Source organism: Streptomyces sp. NPDC042336 (assembly GCF_055581985.1).
Map to the genome: position 1 here is coordinate 160,486 of NZ_JBVJEA010000005.1, position 17,893 is coordinate 178,378.

A 17,893-nucleotide genomic window follows, 5' to 3' on the forward strand; every position below is an offset into this window, starting at 1 on the left:
GCTCCTTCGGTTCGTTCGGTTCCTTCCTCCAGTGGACTCCTCCACCAGCGGGAAAGCACCAGGCGCTGCCGAGTGTTTGGGCCGATTTGGACTGTCCTTGGCCGGAGTGCCCGCCAGGTCAGGGACGGGTCAAGGGCGGGGCGGCCCAGGTCAAGGAGCAAGCGGTCCGGGTCAAGAGCGGGGCGGTCCGGGTCAAGCCGAGCCCTTCGGCTCCCCTCGGCTCCCGGCGTTCTTCGCCGCCACCACCGCGTCGAACACCTCCCGCTTGGGCACGCCCGCCTGCGCGGCCACCGCGGCGATCGCCTCCTTGCGCCGCTCCCCCGCCTCCTCGCGCACCCGCACCCTGCGCACCAGCTCCTCGGCGCCGATCTCCCCGGGGCCCTTGTCCGGCGCCCCCTCGACGACGACGGTGATCTCGCCGCGCACCCCCTCGGCGGCCCACGCGGCCAGCTCACCCAGCCCTCCGCGCCTGACCTCCTCGTACGTCTTGGTCAGCTCCCGGCAGACGGCGGCCCGCCGGTCGGCGCCGAAGACCTCGGCCATGGCGGCGAGGGTGTCGTCGAGGCGGTGCGGCGCCTCGAAGTAGACGAGGGTCCGCCGCTCCTCGGCCACCTCGCGCAGCCGGGTCAGCCGCTCGCCGGCCTTGCGGGGCAGGAAGCCCTCGAAGCAGAACCGGTCGACCGGCAGCCCCGACAGGGCGAGCGCGGTCAGCACGGCGGACGGCCCGGGGACGGCGGTGACGCGCACACCGCGCTCGACGGCGGCGGCGACCAGCCGGTACCCGGGGTCGGACACCGACGGCATCCCGGCGTCGGTGACCAGCAGCACCCGCGCCCCGCCCGCCAGCTCCTCCACCAGCTCGGGCGTACGGGCGGACTCGTTGCCCTCGAAGTACGACACGACCCGCCCCGCCGGTGCGACGCCGAGCGCCTGGGTGAGCCGGCGCAGCCGCCGGGTGTCCTCGGCGGCGACGACGTCCGCGCCGGCCAGTTCCGCGGCGAGCCGGGGCGGGGCGTCCTGGACGTCGCCGATGGGGGTGCCCGCGAGTACAAGGGTTCCAGTCACTCCCCCATCCTCCCAGTCCGCCCGGAAGGCGAACGTATCCGCACCCGTCGGCCCCATGCGCGGGACGCGCACAGCGCGGTTCCCTACGATGGCGCGGTGACCAGTACCGCGTCCTCCACGGACACCCGGCAGGGCCAGGCCCCGCACGACGAGCCGCCCGCCTGGCAGCAGCGGCTGCGCCGCTTCGGCTACACGGCGGGGCCCGCGGCCGGCGACGTCCGCGACCGGCTGGTGCCGCCGTACACGAGCCCGAGCCCGCGCCTGTGGGCGTTCCTGGGCCTGTCGAAGCCGCTTGCCGAGCGGATGATCCGCTGGTCGGCGTGGGGCGGACCGCTGCTGGTGGCGCTGCTCGCGGGGCTGCTGCGGTTCTGGAACCTGGGCAGCCCGAAGGCGGTGATATTCGACGAGACGTACTACGCCAAGGACGCGTGGGCGCTGATCCACCGCGGCTTCGAGGTCAACTGGGACAAGAACGCCAACGACCTCATCCTGAACTCGGGCGGCGACGTCCCGATCCCGGCCGACGCGGCGTACGTCGTGCACCCGCCGGTCGGCAAGTACGTCATCGGCCTCGGCGAGCTGCTGTTCGGCTTCGACCCCTTCGGCTGGCGCTTCATGACGGCGCTGCTCGGCACCCTGTCGGTGCTGCTGCTGTGCCGGATCGGCCGCCGCCTGTTCCGCTCCACGTTCCTGGGGTGCCTGGCGGGCGCCCTGATGGCGGTGGACGGGCTGCACTTCGTGATGAGCCGCACCGCGCTGCTGGACGGCGTGCTGATGTTCTTCGTGCTGGCCGCCTTCGGCTGCCTGGTCGTGGACCGCGACAAGGCCCGTTCGAGACTCGCCGCCGCACTCCCGGTGGACGAGGACGGCCGCGCCCGCCCCGACGCGCACATCGCGGAGACCCTCCGCCTCGGGTGGCGCCCCTGGCGCCTGGCGGCGGGCCTGATGCTGGGCCTGGCGGCGGCCACCAAGTGGAACGGCCTGTACATCATGGCGGCCTTCTGCGTGATGGCGGTGCTGTGGGACGTCGGCTCCCGCCGCGTCGCGGGCGCCCACCGCCCCTACCTCGCGGTACTCCGCCACGACCTGGGCTGGGCCTTCCTCTCCACGGTCCCGGTGGCCCTGGCCACCTACCTCCTCTCCTGGCTCGGCTGGATCCTCTCCCCCTCCGACGGCACCGGCGGCTACTACCGCGACTGGGCGGCGAAGGACGGCGCGAACAGCTCCTGGTCGTGGCTCTTCCCCGACTGGTGGCGCAGCCTGTGGCACTACGAGACCCAGGTGCTGGAATTCCACACCCACCTCACCTCGCCGCACACGTACCAGTCGAACCCGTGGAGCTGGATCGTCCTGGGCCGCCCGGTCTCCTACTTCTACGAGTCGCCCGCGCCGGGCTCGGACGGCTGCCCGGTCGACGCGGGCGAGAAGTGCGCCCGCGAGGTCCTTGCCCTCGGCACACCCCTCCTCTGGTGGCTGGGCTGCTTCGCCCTCCTGTACGTCCTGTGGCGCTGGCTCTTCCGCCGCGACTGGCGCGCGGGCGCCATCGCCTGCGGCGTGGTCGCCGGTTACCTCCCCTGGTTCATGTACCAGGAGCGCACGATCTTCCTCTTCTACGCTGTCGTCTTCGTCCCGTTCCTCTGCCTCGCGGTGGCCATGCTCCTGGGCGCGATCATCGGCCGCCCGGGCTGCACCGACACCCGCAGAGTGGCGGGCGCGACGGGGGCAGGCGTCCTGGTCCTCCTCATCGCCTGGAACTTCATCTACTTCTGGCCCCTGTACACGGGCACGGCGACCCCGATGGAGGAGTGGCGGGCACGGATGTGGCTGGACACGTGGGTCTAGTGGACCGGACGCCCTCGGTGTCGCACAGTTCGGCGATCAGAGAGGACACCATGCCAAGTGTTGTCCTGGTCCGCGAGGGTGCCCGCCACCGCTCTCGACGACGGGTCGGTGGTCCAGCCACGGGCCGCCCGGACGCACCCCGCATCCCACCTCCGGGTCTCCTTTAGGCCACCAATCGGAAACTCCTGTACCGCTGGTCACCCCCTGCGCCTAGAGTGCACCTACAACTACTTCTGAACGCGTTCAAGAAGGCGGGCGGAAGGTCTGACGGGGAGGGGACTGCCGATGGGCAGGGGGGTGAAGGTCGCCGTCATAGGCGGGGTGTTCGCCGTGATGGTGGGCGGTGCCGGGTACGGGGCCTACAACGTGGTGTCGGCGTTGGACGGGGGCGGGGCCTCCGGATCGTCGGAGGCCAAGAGCGGGCCGCCGGACAAGGACGAGGTCGCGGAGACGAGCGAGAAGTTCTTCGCCGCCTGGGAGAAGGGCGACGCGACCACCGCCGCGTCGTACACCAACAACGCCTCGCTCGCCGGGACGCTGCTGACCGCCTACGGCGAGGACGCGCACATCGGCGGCGTCGAGATCACGCCGGGCACGGCGGCCGGCGCCTCGGTGCCGTTCACGGTGAAGGCGAAGGTGTCGTACGAGGGCACGACGAAGCCGCTCAGCTACAGGAGCGAGCTGACCGCGGTGCGCGGGGAGACCAGTGGGCGGGCGCTGGTGGACTGGGAGCCGTCCGTCGTCCACCCCGCTCTGAAGGACGGGGACACCCTGGTCACCGCCGAGTCGGCGACCCCCCAGATCCAGGCCGTCGGGCGGGACGGTGCCGTGCTGAGCAAGGAGAAGTACCCCTCGCTCGGACCGATCCTCGCCAAACTCCGGGAGAAGTACGGCGACCAGGCCGGCGGCACCCCCGGCGTCGAGCTGGCGGTCCGGCACACGGCCGCGGACGCGCCGGACACCCCGCTGCTGACGCTGACCGAGGGCAAGCCCGGGAAGCTGCGCACCACCCTCAGCGCGAGCGTGCAGGCGGCGGCCGAGAAGGCGGTGAAGCGGTACGGGGAGTCCTCCGTGGTCGCCGTGAAGCCGAGCACCGGCGAGGTCCTGGCCGTGGCGAACAACCGCACGGACGGGTTCAACGCGGCCTTCCAGGGAACGGTCGCGCCCGGTTCCACGATGAAGATCATCACCGCGGCCATGCTCATCGACAACGGCGTGACCTCGATGAACGGCCCGGCGCCCTGCCCGGACACGGCGACCTGGCAGAGCCAGACCTTCAAGAACCTGACCGGCATGCAGCCCAACGAGAGCGCCACGCTCGCCAACACCTTCATGCGCTCCTGCAACACCGGCTTCATCAAGCTCATCGACGAGAAACCCCTCACCGACTCCTCGCTCACCGAGGAGGCCCAGGAGCGCTTCGGGCTCGGGCAGGACAACTGGCAGACCGGCATCACCTCCTTCGACGGCAAGGTGCCCGCCGTGAGCGGCCCCGACCGTGCCGCGGGCGCCATCGGGCAGGGCCAGGTCCAGATGAACCCGTTGAACATGGCCTCGGTCACCGCGACCGCCATCACCGGCGAGTTCCGCCAGCCGTACCTGGTGCCGTTCGACCTGGACGACCGGGAGCCGGCCTCGGCCAAGGGGCTGCCGCAGGGCACCGCCTCCCAGCTCAAGCAGATGATGAAGCTCACCGCCACCCAGGGCACCGCCGTCAAGGCCATGTCCGGGCTCGGCGGCGACATCGGCGCCAAGACCGGGTCGGCCGAGGTCGACGGGCAGACGGCCTCCAACAGCTGGTTCACCGGGTTCCGCAACGACATCGCGGCGGCGGCCATGACCGAGGAGGGCGGCCACGGCGGCGACGCGGCCGGCCCGATCGTCGCAGATGTGCTACGAGTCGGCGGCTGACACGAACCGGCGGCCACGATGGCCCTACTGTGGTCGCCGTCGTGGCAAACACCCGGCACCGAACGCACCGTAGGCACCGTAGGCACCGAGGAACGGGACGCAGTGGGCAGCAGAAGGGGCGCCGCCGCCGAGCGGCGCAGGACGAAACCCGCCGTGATCGGCAGTGTGGCCGCCGTGGTCGTGGCCGGTGCCGGATTCGGTGCCTACGCGGTGTACGGCGGCGGGGTCGACGGCGAGGACACCGCGCGCACCAAGTCCGCGGCGGCCGCGGAGAAGGTCAAGTCGGGCCCGCTGACGGCCGCCGAGGTCACCTCGACCGCCCAGCGGTTCCTGACCGCCTGGCAGCGGGGCGACGTGGCCGGCGCCGCCGCCGCGACCGACGACGCCGAGGCTGCGCGGGCACTGCTCACCGGCTACACCAAGGACGCCCGCATCAAGGACGCCACCTTCACCGCCGGCACCCCGGCCGGGGAGAAGGTCCCGTTCTCCGTCAAGGCCACCGTCGCCTACGAGAAGACGGCCGAGCCGCTGGCGTACGACAGCGCGCTGACCGTCGTCCGCCGGGAGGGCGACGGCGAACCCCGCGTCGACTGGCACGCCGCCGTCGTGCACCCGGAGTTGAGGGACGGCGACAAGCTGGTCACCGGGAAGGCCGGTGATCCGCCGGTCAAGGCGCTGGACCGGGACGGCGCGGAGATCACCGCCGCGAAGTACCCGTCCCTCGGCACCGTCCTGGACGGCCTGCGCGACAAGTACGGCAAGAAGGCCGGCGGCACCCCCGGCGTCGAACTGCGCGTGGTGCGCGGCGAGGCGGCCGGTGACGGCAAGGGCTCGAAGGAGTCCGGTGCGGACGAAGTCGCCGACAAGACGCTGCTGGAGCTGAGCAAGGGGACCCCCGGCACCCTGAAGACGACGCTCGACCCGGCCCTCCAGGCCGCCGCCGAGAAGCAGGTGGACGGCAAGAAAGGGGCGTCGGTGGTGCTGCTGCGCGCCTCCACCGGCGAGGTCCTCGCGGTCGCCAACGGCGGGCACGGCTTCAACACCGCCTTCCTCGGCTCGCTCGCCCCCGGCTCCACGATGAAGGTCATCACGGCCTCGATGCTGCTGGAGAAGGACCTGGCGTCCGTGAACGAGAAGCACCCGTGCCCCAAGTTCTTCAGCTACGGCGGCTGGAAGTTCCAGAACGACGACAAGTTCGAGATCAAGGACGGCACCTTCAAGGCGAGCTTCGCCCGCTCCTGCAACACCGCCTTCATCAGCCAGGCCCCGGAGCTGAAGGACGACGACCTGACCAGGCAGGCCAAGGAGGTCTTCGGCCTGTCCATGAACAACTGGTCGGTGGGCGTGTCCACCTTCGACGGTCGGGTGCCGGTGCAGAGCAAGGCCCAGATGGCCGCCTCCCTGATCGGCCAGGGCGGGGTGCGGATGAACCCGCTGAACATGGCGTCGGTGTCGGCGACCGTGAAGTCGGGCTCCTTCCACCAGCCGTACCTGGTCGCCCCGTCGGTCGACGGGCGGGCGCTCGCCACGGCCTCCCGCACGATGTCCGGCGAGACGCTCGGCGCGCTGCGCGAGCTGATGTCCTACACGGCGGCGTACGGCACCGCCGCGGAGGCGATGGCCGGGGTGAGCGGTGACGTCGGCGCGAAGACCGGCTCGGCGGAGGTCGACGGCCAGGACAAGCCCAACGGGTGGTTCACCGCGTACCGGGGAGACCTGGCGGCGGCGGGCGTCGTCCAACAGGGCGGGCACGGCGGCGACACCGCGGGTCCGCTGGTCGCGGCCCTGCTCAAGGCGGGCGGCTGACACCCAAGCGACCGGCACCCACCGTCCGCCGCGACGCGGCTCAGTGAGCGTTCTCAGAGCGGCCACTGATCGGGTGACGGGGGTGGTGTGAGGTCGGGGTGCGCAACGAGCAGGGCTCCCGTGCCGTTGAGGGAGGTGTTCGACGTCTCAACTCAGCAGCACAGGAGCCCTGTTGGTTCCGTATCCTGCCGCACTCGGCCTGCCCCACGCCTTGGTCGAGTGGGTCACGATGCTCATCGTCACCCGTGAGGGGGACCGGCGGTGCAAACTCCCGCCGCACCGCCGTGCGCTGGTCGCACTCGTGTACTTGCGTCGCCACGATACCCTCGCCTGTATCGCCGCGGCCTTCGGAATATCCGTCGGTACCGCCCACGCCTACGTCACCGCGGTCACCGGTCTGCTCGCCGAGCGGGCGCCGGGCCTGTTGAAGACGCTGCGCGCGCAGGAGCCGGACTTTGTCCTCCTGGACGGCACGCTCGCGGAGTGCGACCGCGTCGGCGACGGCAGGGCCGACTACTCCTCGAAACACAAGCGGCACGGCGTGAACGTGCAGGTCGTCACGGACCCGGCCGGCGAGATTCTGTGGCTGTCGCCGGCACTGCCGGGCCGGACCCACGACCTCACAGCCGCCCGCACCCACAAGATCCTCCGGATCTGCGCCCGTCAGGGCGTCCCGATCCTTGCCGACTTGGCCTACATCGGTGCGGGCGAATGGGTCACCACCGCCAAGCGCCGCCCGCCAGGCGGTGAACTCACCCTCACCGAGCGGACCGGGAACCGGGCCCTGTCCGCGGCCCGGGCACCCGTCGAACGAGGCATGGCACGGCTGAAGTCCTGGCAGATCTTCCGCAGATCCCGCATCAGTCCCAACCGCATGAGCGTCATCACAAAGGCCGTCCTCGCCCTGGAGAAGCAACGCTGAAAACGCTCAGTGTCACACCTGGGGTCGCCACACGGTCCTAGGCACTGTCACGACACGTCACTCAGGGTGGAGCAGGTGGATCATGCGGGTTACACGCCGCGGTGAACGGATCCCGTCACCCGAGGGCGGCGGGATCCGGCCCCCGGTGGACAGTGCCCCCGCCGGACTCGGGCCGCGGACAGCGGCTCGACGGACACGACGCCGGCACCGGACGGTTCCTCCGCCGGTCTGCGCCGCCGTCCCCGCCACCCGGGACCGCCCGCCCCGGGACCGCCCGCCCCGGGACCGCCGCGCGGGCGGGCGTTGCGCCGCACCACCGGATCGAGCGCGCTCCGCGGGAGGCGGCGCGCGGCGTCACGACCGTGGTCCTGTCCAACGGCACCCGGGACCTGCCCCCGCCCGCTCCCCGCAACCTCGGCCCCTCCCGCCCGCCGACCCGCGCCGCCGTGCGCGGTGCGGGGCGCCTCGTCGACGAACCGCGCGTCGACGGGCCGGGTCCGTACCGGACCGGGAACGCCGTTCGTGCCGGGCCGGTCACGCCGTGACCGCTTCACCCCGAGACATCGCAAACCCACGTACAGGAGGTTGGCCTGTGAGCACCGTCGCGTTCCTCAACATCGGCATGCACGGGCACGTCAATCCGACCCTGCCGGTCGTGTCCGAGCTGGTCAAACGCGGCCACAAGGTCACCTATCACATCTGGCCGTCCTTCCGGGCGGCGATCGAGAACACCGGCGCCGAGGTGCGCCTCTACTCCGGCGGCGCCCCACCGCTGCCCGACCCGGTCACCCCGCTCACCCTGCTGGAGGCCCTCGCCGGCACCGCGGTACGGCTGCTGCCGACCGTCCTCGCCGAACTGCGCGACATCGGCCCCGACCTGATCGTCCACGACAACACCTGTCCGTGGGGCGCCGTCGCCGCCCGCGAACTCGGTGTGCCCGCCGTGTCGTCGTTCACCACGTTCGCGTACAACCGGCAGGTGCCCAGCCCCACCAGCGCCTCCTGGGACCTGCTGACGCAGGTGACGGCGAAGCCCCGTCACCTGCAGGGCTATGTGCGCAACCGCCGGGAGCTGCACCGGCGCTTCGACACGCACGACGTGCCCCTGGTCGACCTGTCGGGCATCCGCCAGCACCTCAACCTCGTCTACACCTCACGGGCGTTCCAGCCCGACGCCGAGGACTTCGACACGTCCTACCGCTTCGTCGGCCCCAGCATCGGCGCCCGCCCGGATGATCCGACGTTCCCCCTTGACGGGTTGCGCGACCCCGTGCTGTACGCCTCCCTCGGCACGGTGTTCGACGCCACGCCCGGACTGCTGCGCACCTTCGCCACCGCGCTCGCCCCGCTCGGCGGCACCGTCGTCCTGTCCACCGGGAAGGCCGATCCCGCCGTACTCGGGCCGCTGCCGGACAACGTGATCGCCCGCCGCTTCGTACCGCAGACGCGAGTCCTGGAACGTACGGCGCTGCTGGTCACCCACGGTGGGATGAACAGTGTGAACGAGGCGCTGTACGCCGGCATCCCGATGCTGGTGATCCCGCAGGGCGCCGACCAGCCGCTGGTCGCCGGGCGCGTCGTCGAACTCGGCGCCGGCCTGTCCATGCGCACCCAGGACGTCTCCGAACAGTCCGTACGCGCCCTGGCCCGGCGCCTGCTGGAGGAACCTCGGTTCAGGAAGGCCGCGGCGGCCATGCGCGAGGCCCAGCGCGAGCCGGGCGGATTCCGCCGCGCAGCCGACGAACTGGAGCAGTACCTGCGTACGGCGGCCCGGGTCCCGCGGGCCGGGGGCGACGGAGCACGGCATGGCTGAGACCATGTCCACGTCCGTCGTCGTCCTGCTCCTGCTCGCCGGGCTGTCGGAGGCGGCCGGGCGCATCATGCCGCTGCTGGTGAGCCGGCCCGGGGCGGCCCGCAGGAACGTCGTCGGTCTCATGCTGACCGGCGCGGTCGTCGAGGGCGCGGTGTTCGCGCTGTGGCCGCTGACCGCACAGACGGCCGCCGAACTGTTGGCGTCCGCACCGCCGTCGAAGGACCTGGTGTGGACCCCCGGCCTCCTCGCCCCGCTGCTGTTCACCGCCGTCCTCGCCTTTCCGCTGCTCGGCCCCTTCCTCCATCTGCTGCTCTGCGTGGGCGTCGGCGCCGGCCTGTCCGGCCCGCTGGCCGAGGTCACCGGGCTGGGCTGGTGGACCTCCGCCTGCTGCGTGGCCGTGGCCGGGGCGGTGCTCGGCGGTGCCGTGGAGGGCGTGCGGCGACTGGTCGTGCGCCTCGGCGCCACCGCGCCGCCGGAGGTGCTCGCATGAACCACTTCCTGCTCTGGACCGCGGCGCTGGGCCCGGCACTGCTCGCCGAGGGCCTGCTGGCCCGGTACGAGGTACTGGCCTACGGCGCGGGCTGGCGCAAGCCCCTCACCGCGCTCCCGGAGGGCGTGCCCCATGCCCGCGGCGCGGCCCCCGACGACCCCCCGCAGGCCTACGTCGTCTATCTGGACGGCATCGGCAAACGCCGCGTGCGCGACAGCCGGGACGGCGGCCAGCTGGTGCAGGCCGTACTCGCCCGGGCGCCGGAGCTGCGGGTCCTGGGACAGATCCAGCCCTACTCGCCGCTCGCCGACCCGCTGGCCGACCGCCCCGTGTGGGCGTGGCTGCGCCGTCGCATCGGGCTGCTGCTGTTCCTGCACAACGTGATGCAGATCTTCGTGGCCGCGGACCGCCGCTACCGGCCCCTGTACAACCGGGCCGTCGGCACGCAGATCGCCACACAGCTCCAGCTGGCCGGCTACCGGCCCGGCAGCGGCATACCCGTGGTGCTGCTCAGCTACAGCGGGGGAGCCCAGGTCGCCACCGGCGCGGTCGACCGGCTGCGCGCGCAGCTCGGGGCGCCCCTGGTGCTCATCCTGTTCGGGGCCTTCCACAACGGGGCCAACGACCTGACGAACGCCGCGCACGTGCATCTGCTGACCAGCGCGTACGACCGCGTCGAGCGGGTCGGCACCTGGCTGTTCCCCCAGCGCTGGCCGGTCCTGCGCGGCAGCGCCTGGAACCGGGCCGTGCGCGCCGGAAAGATCACCGTCCACCGGCTCGAACCCGCCACGCACGTCGGACCGCGCAGCTACATCAGCCCGAGCACCCTCCTGCCGGACGGCCGCAGCCACCTCGACCGCACCACCGACACCGTGCTCGCCATCGTGCGCGCCGACCGCGGTGCCACCGCGGTGGACCCGCCGGTGTGAGCGGCGCAGCGGTGCGGGGCGGCTCTTCTCGCCCCGCACCGCTCATGCGTGCGCCGGGTCCGCGATCAGCCCAGGTCGCCCTCTAGGGCGGCCGCCTCCAGGATCGCCTTGACCGCGGTCAGATAGCGGGCCGTGTCCGCGCCGTCCACCATAGGGTGGTCGTACGACAGTGACAGGTACGCCATGTCGCGGATGCCGAGGCCCTGGCCGCCGTCCTCCGTCGTGACGACCGAGGGCCGCTTGACGACGGCCCCGGTGCCCAGGATCGCGACCTGTCCGGGCGGCACGACGACCGTGTCGAACAGCGCGCCGCGCGAACCGGTGTTGGAGATCGTGAACGTCGCGCCCGACACGTCGTCCGGCGTGAGACGACCACTGCGGGCCCGGCCGGCCAGTTCGGCGGTGGCCCGGGCGATACCGGCGATGCTCAGATCGCCCGCACCCTTGATGACCGGAGTCATCAGCCCCTTCTCGGTGTCCACCGCGATGCCGACGTTCTCCCGGTCGAAGTACGTGATGGTGCCCTCGCCCTCGTTGATACGGGCGTTGACGGCGGGATGCGCCTTCAGGGCCTGGGCGGCGGCCTTGACGAAGAAGGGCATGGGCGACAGCTTGACTCCCTCCCGGGCGAGGACGTCCGCCCCGGCCCGCTCCCGCAGCCGCAGCAGGGCGGTCACGTCGCCCTCGACCACGGAGGTCAGCTGCGCCTGTTCCCGCAGCGCCTTCTTGAGGTTCTCCCCGATGATCCGGCGGATCCGGCTCATCGCGACCGTCTGCCCTCGCAGGTCCGTGGCGTCCGGGCCGGCGACGGGGGTGGGAGCCGGGGTGGGAGCGGGTACGGATGCCGGCACCGCGGCGGGCACCGCGGCGGGCGCGGGGACGGGTGCCGGCACCGACGGCGCAACCGGTGCCGGAGGAGACGGTGCCGGGGCAGGCGGTGCCGGGGTGGGCACGGGAGTCGCCACGGGCGCCGGCGCCGACGCCGACGGCGGCGCGGGTTCCGGCGCGGCGACGGCGGCGGGCGGCGCCTCGGGGGCCGGAGGGACCACCGGCGCGGCCGCGCTTGGTGCGTCGATGACCGCGACCTCCGCCCCGATGTCCACGGTCTCGTCCTCGCCGGCCAGGATGCTGGTCAGGATGCCGGAGACGGGGAGGGGATCTCGGTGTCGACCTTGTCGGTGGAGATCTCCAGGAGGGGTTCGTCGGCCTCGACGGTGTCGCCGACCTGCTTGAGACAGCGGGTGACCGTCCCCTCGGTGCCCCTCTCACCGAGGGGACGGCACGGTTACGGAAAACGCCATGACGTCGGCTGCTCCTAATCCGTAGTTAAGGACGTTCCGACGGGGCGGCCCGGCACCCCTCGTCCTCGGCCACGGCCCGCACCGGGCCGACGCGGGTCACCCCTGCCACCCGTAGCGCTCGCGGGCCTCGGCCACCGTCTCCGCGTCCACCTCGCCCAGCCGGGCGAGCTGGTCCAGGGCGGCCACGACGATGGACTGCGCGTCCACCCGGAAGTACCGGCGCACCGCGTCCCGGGTGTCCGACAGGCCGAAGCCGTCCGTGCCCAGGGACGAGTAGTCCTGCTCGGCCCACTGACTGATCTGGTCGGGCACCTGTCGCATCCAGTCGCTGAGCCAGCACCGGCCCGCGCGCACCCGAGAGGGCGCTGGTCACGTACGGTGTGCGACCCTGACGTTCTGACGGCCCGGCTGCGCTCCTTGGCCCTGGACGACGCGGACCTGCGTCCCCACGTCATCCAGGAGACCTGCGCTCGGACGCGGAACTGGTGGAAGACTCGGACCTCTCCTCCCTCAGCAGCCCTGGAGCACACGTACGGCTACCTGATCACCGCCGTCCTGCACCTGCTCCCGTCGACCCCGGGCACCGCGGAAGCGCACACCTGGCTCCGGCGCACCGCCGTGCTCGCACTGGGCGGCGGTGCGGGGGTCGTTGCGCCAGGATGCCTGGTAGGCGAGGTCGCTCAGGAGGGCGGCGCCCATGTCGTGATCGGCACCGGCGTGAGCACTGTGGCTGTCGCCGGCACTGCCGGGCCGGACCCACGACCTCACAGCCGCCCGCACCCACAAGATCCTCCGGATCTGCGCCCGTCAGGGCGTCCCGATCCTTGCCGACTTGGCCTACATCGGTGCGGGCGAATGGGTCACCACCGCCAAGCGCCGCCCGCCAGGCGGTGAACTCACCCTCACCGAGCGGACCGGGAACCGGGCCCTGTCCGCGGCCCGGGCACCCGTCGAACGAGGCATGGCACGGCTGAAGTCCTGGCAGATCTTCCGCAGATCCCGCATCAGTCCCAACCGCATGAGCGTCATCACAAAGGCCGTCCTCGCCCTGGAGAAGCAACGCTGAAAACGCTCAGTGGACCACCGGCTGCGCGGCGGCCTGGTAGGTGCGGCGCAGGAAGCGGATGAGGGCCTTGTTCTCGAACTGGACCACCGAGCAGCCCTGCGGGGAGTGGAACTCGACCACGGCCTGCACCCGCCCGCACGGCCACACCCGCACCTCGCCGCTTCCGGCGGGCGCGCGCAGGCCCTGTTCCAGCAGCGCGCGGGAGAAGGTCCACTCGCGGGAACGGGACGCGCGGCCGCCCTTGCCGGGCACGGCGACGCACACCATCGAGGGGTCGAGCTCGGGGTCGTAGCGCAGGACGACGGGTATCGCTCCGCCGTCGTCCTCGTCGGCGAGGTCCCCGTCCGTCAGGATGTGGGCGGGTGCGTACTGTTCGACTACGGACATGGGGTCGCCCCTTACGCTCTGCCACCTTTGTTGAAGCTGCGGGTCCACCCCCATTCCAATGTCCCATATTTCCCGGCTCACGCTCTGTGAGCCGGATATCACATGTGAGATCGGCCTTTACATCAGCCTTTACCTCGCTCTTGCGAACGAGTTGCAACTGGTCTCTATCATCGAACCGTGCATGTACCTGACGGATTCATCAACGCCCCGACCTCCGCCGTGACCGGAGTCGTCGCCGCGGGCGCCATCGCGGTAAGCCTGCGCGGTGCGCGCCGGGAACTGGACGAGCGGACGGCGCCGCTGGCCGGGCTGGTCGCCGCGTTCATCTTCGCGGTGCAGATGCTGAACTTCCCGGTCGCGGCCGGGACCAGCGGCCATCTGCTCGGCGGCGCGCTGGCCGCGATCCTCGTCGGGCCCTGCACCGGCGTGCTGTGTGTCTCCGTCGTCCTGCTCATGCAGGGCATCCTGTTCGCCGACGGCGGTCTGACCGCGCTCGGCGTGAACATCACCGACATGGCGATCGTCACCACGGTCGTCGCCTACGCCCTGTTCCGGGGCCTGGTGAAGGTGCTGCCGCGCACCCGCCGCTCGGTCACCGTCGCGTCCTTCGTCGCCGCGCTCGTCTCCGTCCCGGCCGCCGCCCTCGCCTTCACGCTCCTGTACTGGATCGGCGGCACCACCGACGTCTCCATCGGCAAGGTCGCCACCGCGATGATCGGCGTGCACGTGCTGATCGGCATCGGCGAGGCCGCGATCACCGCGCTGACCGTCGGCGCCGTCATCGCCGTACGCCCGGACCTGGTGTACGGGGCACGCGGGCTCCGGCAGCGGCTCAAGCTGCGGGTGAACGGCGAGCTGGTCGACGCACCCTCCGGGGCCGCACCGGCGCCCGCACCCGTCGCCGCCCGTTCGCACCGCAAGGTGTGGATCACCGGCCTCGTCGCCTCCCTGGTCCTGGCCGGCTTCGTCAGCTTCTACGCCTCCGCCGACCCCGACGGCCTGGAGAAGGTCGCCTCCGACAAGGGCATCGACAAGAAGGCCGAGGAGCACGCCGCCGCCGACTCCCCGCTCGCCGACTACGGCGTCAAGGACATCACCGACGCCCGGGTCTCCGGCGGCCTCGCGGGCGTGATCGGTGTCGGCGTCACCGTCGTCGCGGGCAGCGCCGTGTTCTGGACGGTACGCAGGCGCCGCAGCGACGACACCTCCCCGACCAGCACCGAAACGACCGTCTGACGTGGGTGCGGGGCACGCGCACCGGCTCTACCGGCACGGCCACTCCCCCGTGCACGGTCTGCCGCCGCACACCAAACTCGCCGCGACCTTCGCCTTCGTGGTCGTCGTGGTGTCCACGCCGCGCGAGGCGATGTGGGCCTTCGGCCTGTACGCGCTGCTGCTCGCGACGGTGGCGTACGCGGCCCGGGTCCCGGCGTCCTTCCTGCTCAAGCGGCTGCTGATCGAGGTGCCGTTCGTGGCGTTCGCGGTGCTCATGCCGTTCGTGGCGGAGGGCGAGCGGGTCGGCGTGCTCGGCCTGTCCCTGAGCGTCAACGGCCTGTGGGGCGCCTGGAACGTCCTGGCCAAGGGCACCCTGGGCGTCGCCGCTTCCGTGCTCCTCGCCTCCACCACCGAGCTGCGGGAACTGCTCCTCGGTCTCCAGCGGCTGAGGCTGCCGCCGCTGCTGGTGCAGATCGCCTCGTTCATGATCCGGTACGGCGACGTGATCGCGGACGAGATGCGGCGCATGCGGATCGCCCGGGAGTCCCGCGGCTTCGAGGCGAAGGGCGTACGGCACTGGGGCGTGCTCGCCAAGTCCGCGGGGGCGCTGTTCATCCGCTCCTACGAGCGCGGCGAACGCGTCCACCTGGCCATGGTCAGCCGCGGGTACGCCGGTTCGATGCCGGTGATCGACGAGGTGACCGCGTCCCGGGCGCAGTGGTCGTACGCGCTGGCCCTCCCGTGTGCGGCGCTCGTCGTGTGTCTGCTGGGATGGACGCTATGACAGCCAACCCGGCCTCCCTCGACGTCTCCGGTCTCGCCTTCGCCTACCCCGACGGGCACCAGGCCCTGTTCGGCGTGGACTTCTCCGTCGCGCGCGGCGAACGGGTCGCGCTGCTCGGGCCGAACGGCGCGGGCAAGACGACGCTCGTGCTGCACCTCAACGGCATCCTGACCGGCGGAACCGGCACGGTCACGGTGGCCGGGCTGCCGGTCGACAAGCGGAACATGGCCGAGATCAGGCGCCGGGTCGGCATCGTCTTCCAGGACCCCGACGACCAGCTGTTCATGCCGACCGTGCGCGAGGACGTGGCGTTCGGACCGGCGGCGGCCGGGGTGAAGGGGGCGGAACTGGAGGCGTGCGTGGAGCGGGCGCTCACGCTGGTCGGCATGGCGGAGTTCAAGGACCGGCCGCCGCACCACCTCTCCTTCGGCCAGCGGCGCCGGGTGGCGGTGGCGACCGTGCTCGCCATGGAGCCGGAGATCCTGGTCCTGGACGAGCCCTCGTCCAACCTCGACCCGGCCTCCCGCCGCGAGCTCGCCGACATCCTGCGCTCCCTGGACGTCACGGTCCTGATGGTCACCCACGACCTGCCCTACGCCCTGGAGCTGTGCCCCCGTGCCCTGATCCTCAGCGACGGCGTGATCGCGGCGGACGGACCGACCTCGGCGCTGCTCTCCGACGACGACCTGATGCGCGCCCACCGCCTGGAGCTGCCCTTCGGCTTCGACCCGCGGTCGGTGCCGGCGAGCGGGTGAGGAATCGCGGACGGTCGGTGGCGGTTGCACCCACTGTCACGGGCGAGCGAGAGGGACGCGGGAAAGTGGATGGGGACGTGAACGCGGACGTGGACGTGCACGGCACGGTGGCCGAGGGCTTCGAGCCGGTGAGGGACGCGTTCGTACGGAACTTCACCGCGCTCGGCGAGCGGGGCGCGGCCGTCGCCGTCTACCGGGACGGGCGCAAGGTCGTCGACCTGTGGGGCGGCACCAGGAACGTCGACGACACGGCCGGTACCGAACCGTGGCGCCGGGGCACCGCGCAGGTGGTCCGCTCGGCGACCAAGGGCGTCGCCGCCGCCGTACCGCTGCTGCTGCACCGGCGCGGGGAGCTGGACCTGGACGCGCCGGTGGGCGAGTACTGGCCGGAGTTCAAGGCGCACGGCAAGGAGCGGGTGCTGGTCCGGCATGTGCTGAACCACCGGGCCGGGCTGCCGGTCCTGGACCGTCCGCTCACCCCCGAGGACGCCCTCGACCCGCTCAAGGGTCCCGCGGCCCTCGCCGGCCAGGCGCCCGTGTGGGAGCCGGGCACCGACCACGGCTACCACGCGCTGACCTACGGCTGGCTGCTGAACGAGCTGGTCCGCCGGGTGACGGGCGGGCGGGGCGCCGGGCAGTGGATCGCGGACGAGATCGCCGGGCCGCTGGGCCTGGACCTGTGGGTGGGGCTGCCCGCGGCGGAGGAGACGGCCGGACGGGCCGGACGCGTCGGCCCCCTCCCGGACCCCGAGCCGTCCGGGACCGGTCCGTCGGGCAACGGCCCGCGGCTGCGCCCCAAGCGCTCGGTCACCGAGGCCTACGAGAACCCGGACTCCCTCACCCGCCGCGCCTTCGCCGCGATCACCCCGTTCCCCGACCAGAACGACCCGGTGTACCGCGCCTCCGCGCTCCCGGCCGCCAACGGCATCGCGACGGCCGACGGCCTGGCCCGCTTCTATGCGGCCCTGATCGGCGAGGTCGACGGCGTGACGCGCGGCCTGCGGCTGTTCGACGCGGCGACCATGGAGCTGGCCCGCGCCGAGGAGTCCGCCGGACCCGACCGGATCCTGGTCGTGGGCACCCGGTTCGGCCTCGGCTTCATGCTGCACGGCAGCGCGTCCCCGTTCCTGGCCCCCGGCTCCTTCGGCCACCCGGGCCGCGGCGGCTCCCTGGGCTTCGCCGACCCGGAGGCCGGCGTCGCCCTGGGCTACGTCACCAACGGCTTCCGCAAGACCGTGACGGCGGACCCCCGGGCGCAGGCGCTGGTACGGGCGGTCCGCGCGTCGCTCGCGCAGGGCCCGTCCTAGAGGCGGGCACCGGCCGGTTCAGACGTGGATGGGGTGCGAGACACGGCCCGACGCCGCGTCGATCTCGTCGTGGGCCTTGGTGAGCAGCTGCATCGCCAGCTCGTTCAACGCGCGTGCGCCCGCGACCTCCTCACCGACCCGTGGCTGCTGGGAGTCGACCCGGTGCCGGCTGGCGTGGCCGTGCGCGCGGACCTCGGTGCCGTCGGGGAGCCGCACCATCGCGACCGCCCGCGTGTGCTGGTCGTCCTCCACGAACTCCAGCTCGACATGCCATCCCACTGTGGTGTGCATCATGACGAT

Annotated in this window: 16 protein-coding genes and 3 pseudogenes; 13 read left to right on the top strand and 6 right to left on the bottom strand. The window is 72.3% G+C overall.

What is annotated here, in order from left to right:
- Positions 1-192 precede the first annotated feature (192 nt).
- Entirely contained in the window at positions 193-1,065 is an 873-nt protein-coding gene (gene rsmI / locus ACZ6IM_RS13565) for a 16S rRNA (cytidine(1402)-2'-O)-methyltransferase (protein WP_469556604.1), read from the bottom strand.
- A 96-nt stretch (positions 1,066-1,161) separates the two neighbouring features.
- Here rsmI and ACZ6IM_RS13570 point away from each other — a divergent pair, with 96 nt between their 5' ends.
- The 8 genes from ACZ6IM_RS13570 (at position 1,162) to ACZ6IM_RS13605 (ending at position 10,778) form a co-directional block, all read left to right on the top strand.
- Positions 1,162-2,907, top strand: coding sequence for a dolichyl-phosphate-mannose--protein mannosyltransferase (locus tag ACZ6IM_RS13570; RefSeq protein ID WP_469556606.1), 1,746 nt, complete (start codon positions 1,162-1,164; stop codon positions 2,905-2,907).
- A 285-nt stretch (positions 2,908-3,192) separates the two neighbouring features.
- Positions 3,193-4,818 (top strand): penicillin-binding transpeptidase domain-containing protein, encoded by a 1,626-nt coding sequence (locus tag ACZ6IM_RS13575; protein WP_469556608.1) that lies wholly within the window; start codon positions 3,193-3,195, stop codon positions 4,816-4,818.
- A 102-nt stretch (positions 4,819-4,920) separates the two neighbouring features.
- Positions 4,921-6,624: a penicillin-binding transpeptidase domain-containing protein gene (locus ACZ6IM_RS13580; RefSeq protein WP_052843773.1), complete on the top strand. Its 1,704-nt coding sequence runs from the start codon at positions 4,921-4,923 to the stop codon at positions 6,622-6,624.
- Positions 6,625-6,796: 172 nt separating this feature from the next.
- Positions 6,797-7,546 carry a transposase gene (locus tag ACZ6IM_RS13585; protein ID WP_469556610.1) on the top strand — a complete coding sequence of 250 codons (750 nt, stop codon included), beginning with the start codon at positions 6,797-6,799 and terminating at the stop codon, positions 7,544-7,546.
- Positions 7,547-7,908: 362 nt separating this feature from the next.
- Positions 7,909-8,091 (top strand): hypothetical protein, encoded by a 183-nt coding sequence (locus tag ACZ6IM_RS13590; RefSeq protein WP_361467840.1) that lies wholly within the window; start codon positions 7,909-7,911, stop codon positions 8,089-8,091.
- Between the two features lie 47 nt (positions 8,092-8,138).
- Complete coding sequence (locus ACZ6IM_RS13595; RefSeq protein WP_052843883.1) at positions 8,139-9,359, top strand: macrolide family glycosyltransferase; 1,221 nt, start codon at positions 8,139-8,141, stop codon at positions 9,357-9,359.
- A complete protein-coding gene (locus ACZ6IM_RS13600) occupies positions 9,352-9,849 on the top strand; it encodes a hypothetical protein (RefSeq protein WP_469556612.1) in 498 nt (165 codons plus the stop codon). The genes ACZ6IM_RS13595 and ACZ6IM_RS13600 overlap by 8 nt, the downstream gene beginning before the upstream one ends.
- Complete coding sequence (locus ACZ6IM_RS13605; RefSeq protein ID WP_469556614.1) at positions 9,846-10,778, top strand: hypothetical protein; 933 nt, start codon at positions 9,846-9,848, stop codon at positions 10,776-10,778. The genes ACZ6IM_RS13600 and ACZ6IM_RS13605 overlap by 4 nt, the downstream gene beginning before the upstream one ends.
- 65 nt (positions 10,779-10,843) lie before the next feature.
- Here the strand turns inward: ACZ6IM_RS13605 and ACZ6IM_RS13610 are convergent.
- From ACZ6IM_RS13610 to ACZ6IM_RS13620, 3 genes and pseudogenes are all read right to left on the bottom strand, one after another.
- Positions 10,844-12,051, bottom strand: a pseudogene (locus tag ACZ6IM_RS13610) (2-oxo acid dehydrogenase subunit E2); the annotation flags it as partial.
- A 124-nt stretch (positions 12,052-12,175) separates the two neighbouring features.
- Positions 12,176-12,464, bottom strand: a pseudogene (locus ACZ6IM_RS13615) (transketolase-like TK C-terminal-containing protein); the annotation flags it as partial.
- Positions 12,465-12,589: 125 nt separating this feature from the next.
- Complete coding sequence (locus ACZ6IM_RS13620) at positions 12,590-12,778, bottom strand: hypothetical protein (RefSeq protein WP_052843887.1); 189 nt, start codon at positions 12,776-12,778, stop codon at positions 12,590-12,592.
- A 25-nt stretch (positions 12,779-12,803) separates the two neighbouring features.
- Here ACZ6IM_RS13620 and ACZ6IM_RS13625 point away from each other — a divergent pair.
- A pseudogene (locus tag ACZ6IM_RS13625) lies at positions 12,804-13,145 on the top strand (transposase family protein); the annotation flags it as partial.
- Between the two features lie 6 nt (positions 13,146-13,151).
- On the opposite strand, the gene ACZ6IM_RS13630 reads toward ACZ6IM_RS13625, so the two are convergent.
- Entirely contained in the window at positions 13,152-13,532 is a 381-nt protein-coding gene (locus tag ACZ6IM_RS13630) for an SsgA family sporulation/cell division regulator (RefSeq protein ID WP_052839289.1), read from the bottom strand.
- A 177-nt stretch (positions 13,533-13,709) separates the two neighbouring features.
- Between ACZ6IM_RS13630 and ACZ6IM_RS13635 the strand changes: the two genes are divergently transcribed.
- The 4 genes from ACZ6IM_RS13635 to ACZ6IM_RS13650 all read left to right on the top strand — a co-directional run bounded on the left by ACZ6IM_RS13635 (position 13,710) and on the right by ACZ6IM_RS13650 (position 17,593).
- Positions 13,710-14,768 carry an energy-coupling factor ABC transporter permease gene (locus ACZ6IM_RS13635; RefSeq protein WP_052839288.1) on the top strand — a complete coding sequence of 353 codons (1,059 nt, stop codon included), beginning with the start codon at positions 13,710-13,712 and terminating at the stop codon, positions 14,766-14,768.
- A gap of 1 nt (position 14,769) precedes the next feature.
- A complete protein-coding gene (cbiQ, locus tag ACZ6IM_RS13640; RefSeq protein ID WP_052839287.1) occupies positions 14,770-15,531 on the top strand; it encodes a cobalt ECF transporter T component CbiQ in 762 nt (253 codons plus the stop codon).
- The gene (locus tag ACZ6IM_RS13645) at positions 15,528-16,286 is read left to right on the top strand and encodes an energy-coupling factor ABC transporter ATP-binding protein (RefSeq protein ID WP_469556617.1); all 759 of its coding nucleotides are present in this window, start codon (positions 15,528-15,530) and stop codon (positions 16,284-16,286) included. The genes cbiQ and ACZ6IM_RS13645 overlap by 4 nt, the downstream gene beginning before the upstream one ends.
- A gap of 89 nt (positions 16,287-16,375) precedes the next feature.
- Complete coding sequence (locus ACZ6IM_RS13650) at positions 16,376-17,593, top strand: serine hydrolase domain-containing protein (protein WP_469556801.1); 1,218 nt, start codon at positions 16,376-16,378, stop codon at positions 17,591-17,593.
- An 18-nt stretch (positions 17,594-17,611) separates the two neighbouring features.
- On the opposite strand, the gene ACZ6IM_RS13655 is transcribed toward ACZ6IM_RS13650, so the two are convergent.
- Complete coding sequence (locus ACZ6IM_RS13655; RefSeq protein ID WP_052839311.1) at positions 17,612-17,887, bottom strand: DUF1876 domain-containing protein; 276 nt, start codon at positions 17,885-17,887, stop codon at positions 17,612-17,614.
- Positions 17,888-17,893: the final 6 nt, after the last annotated feature.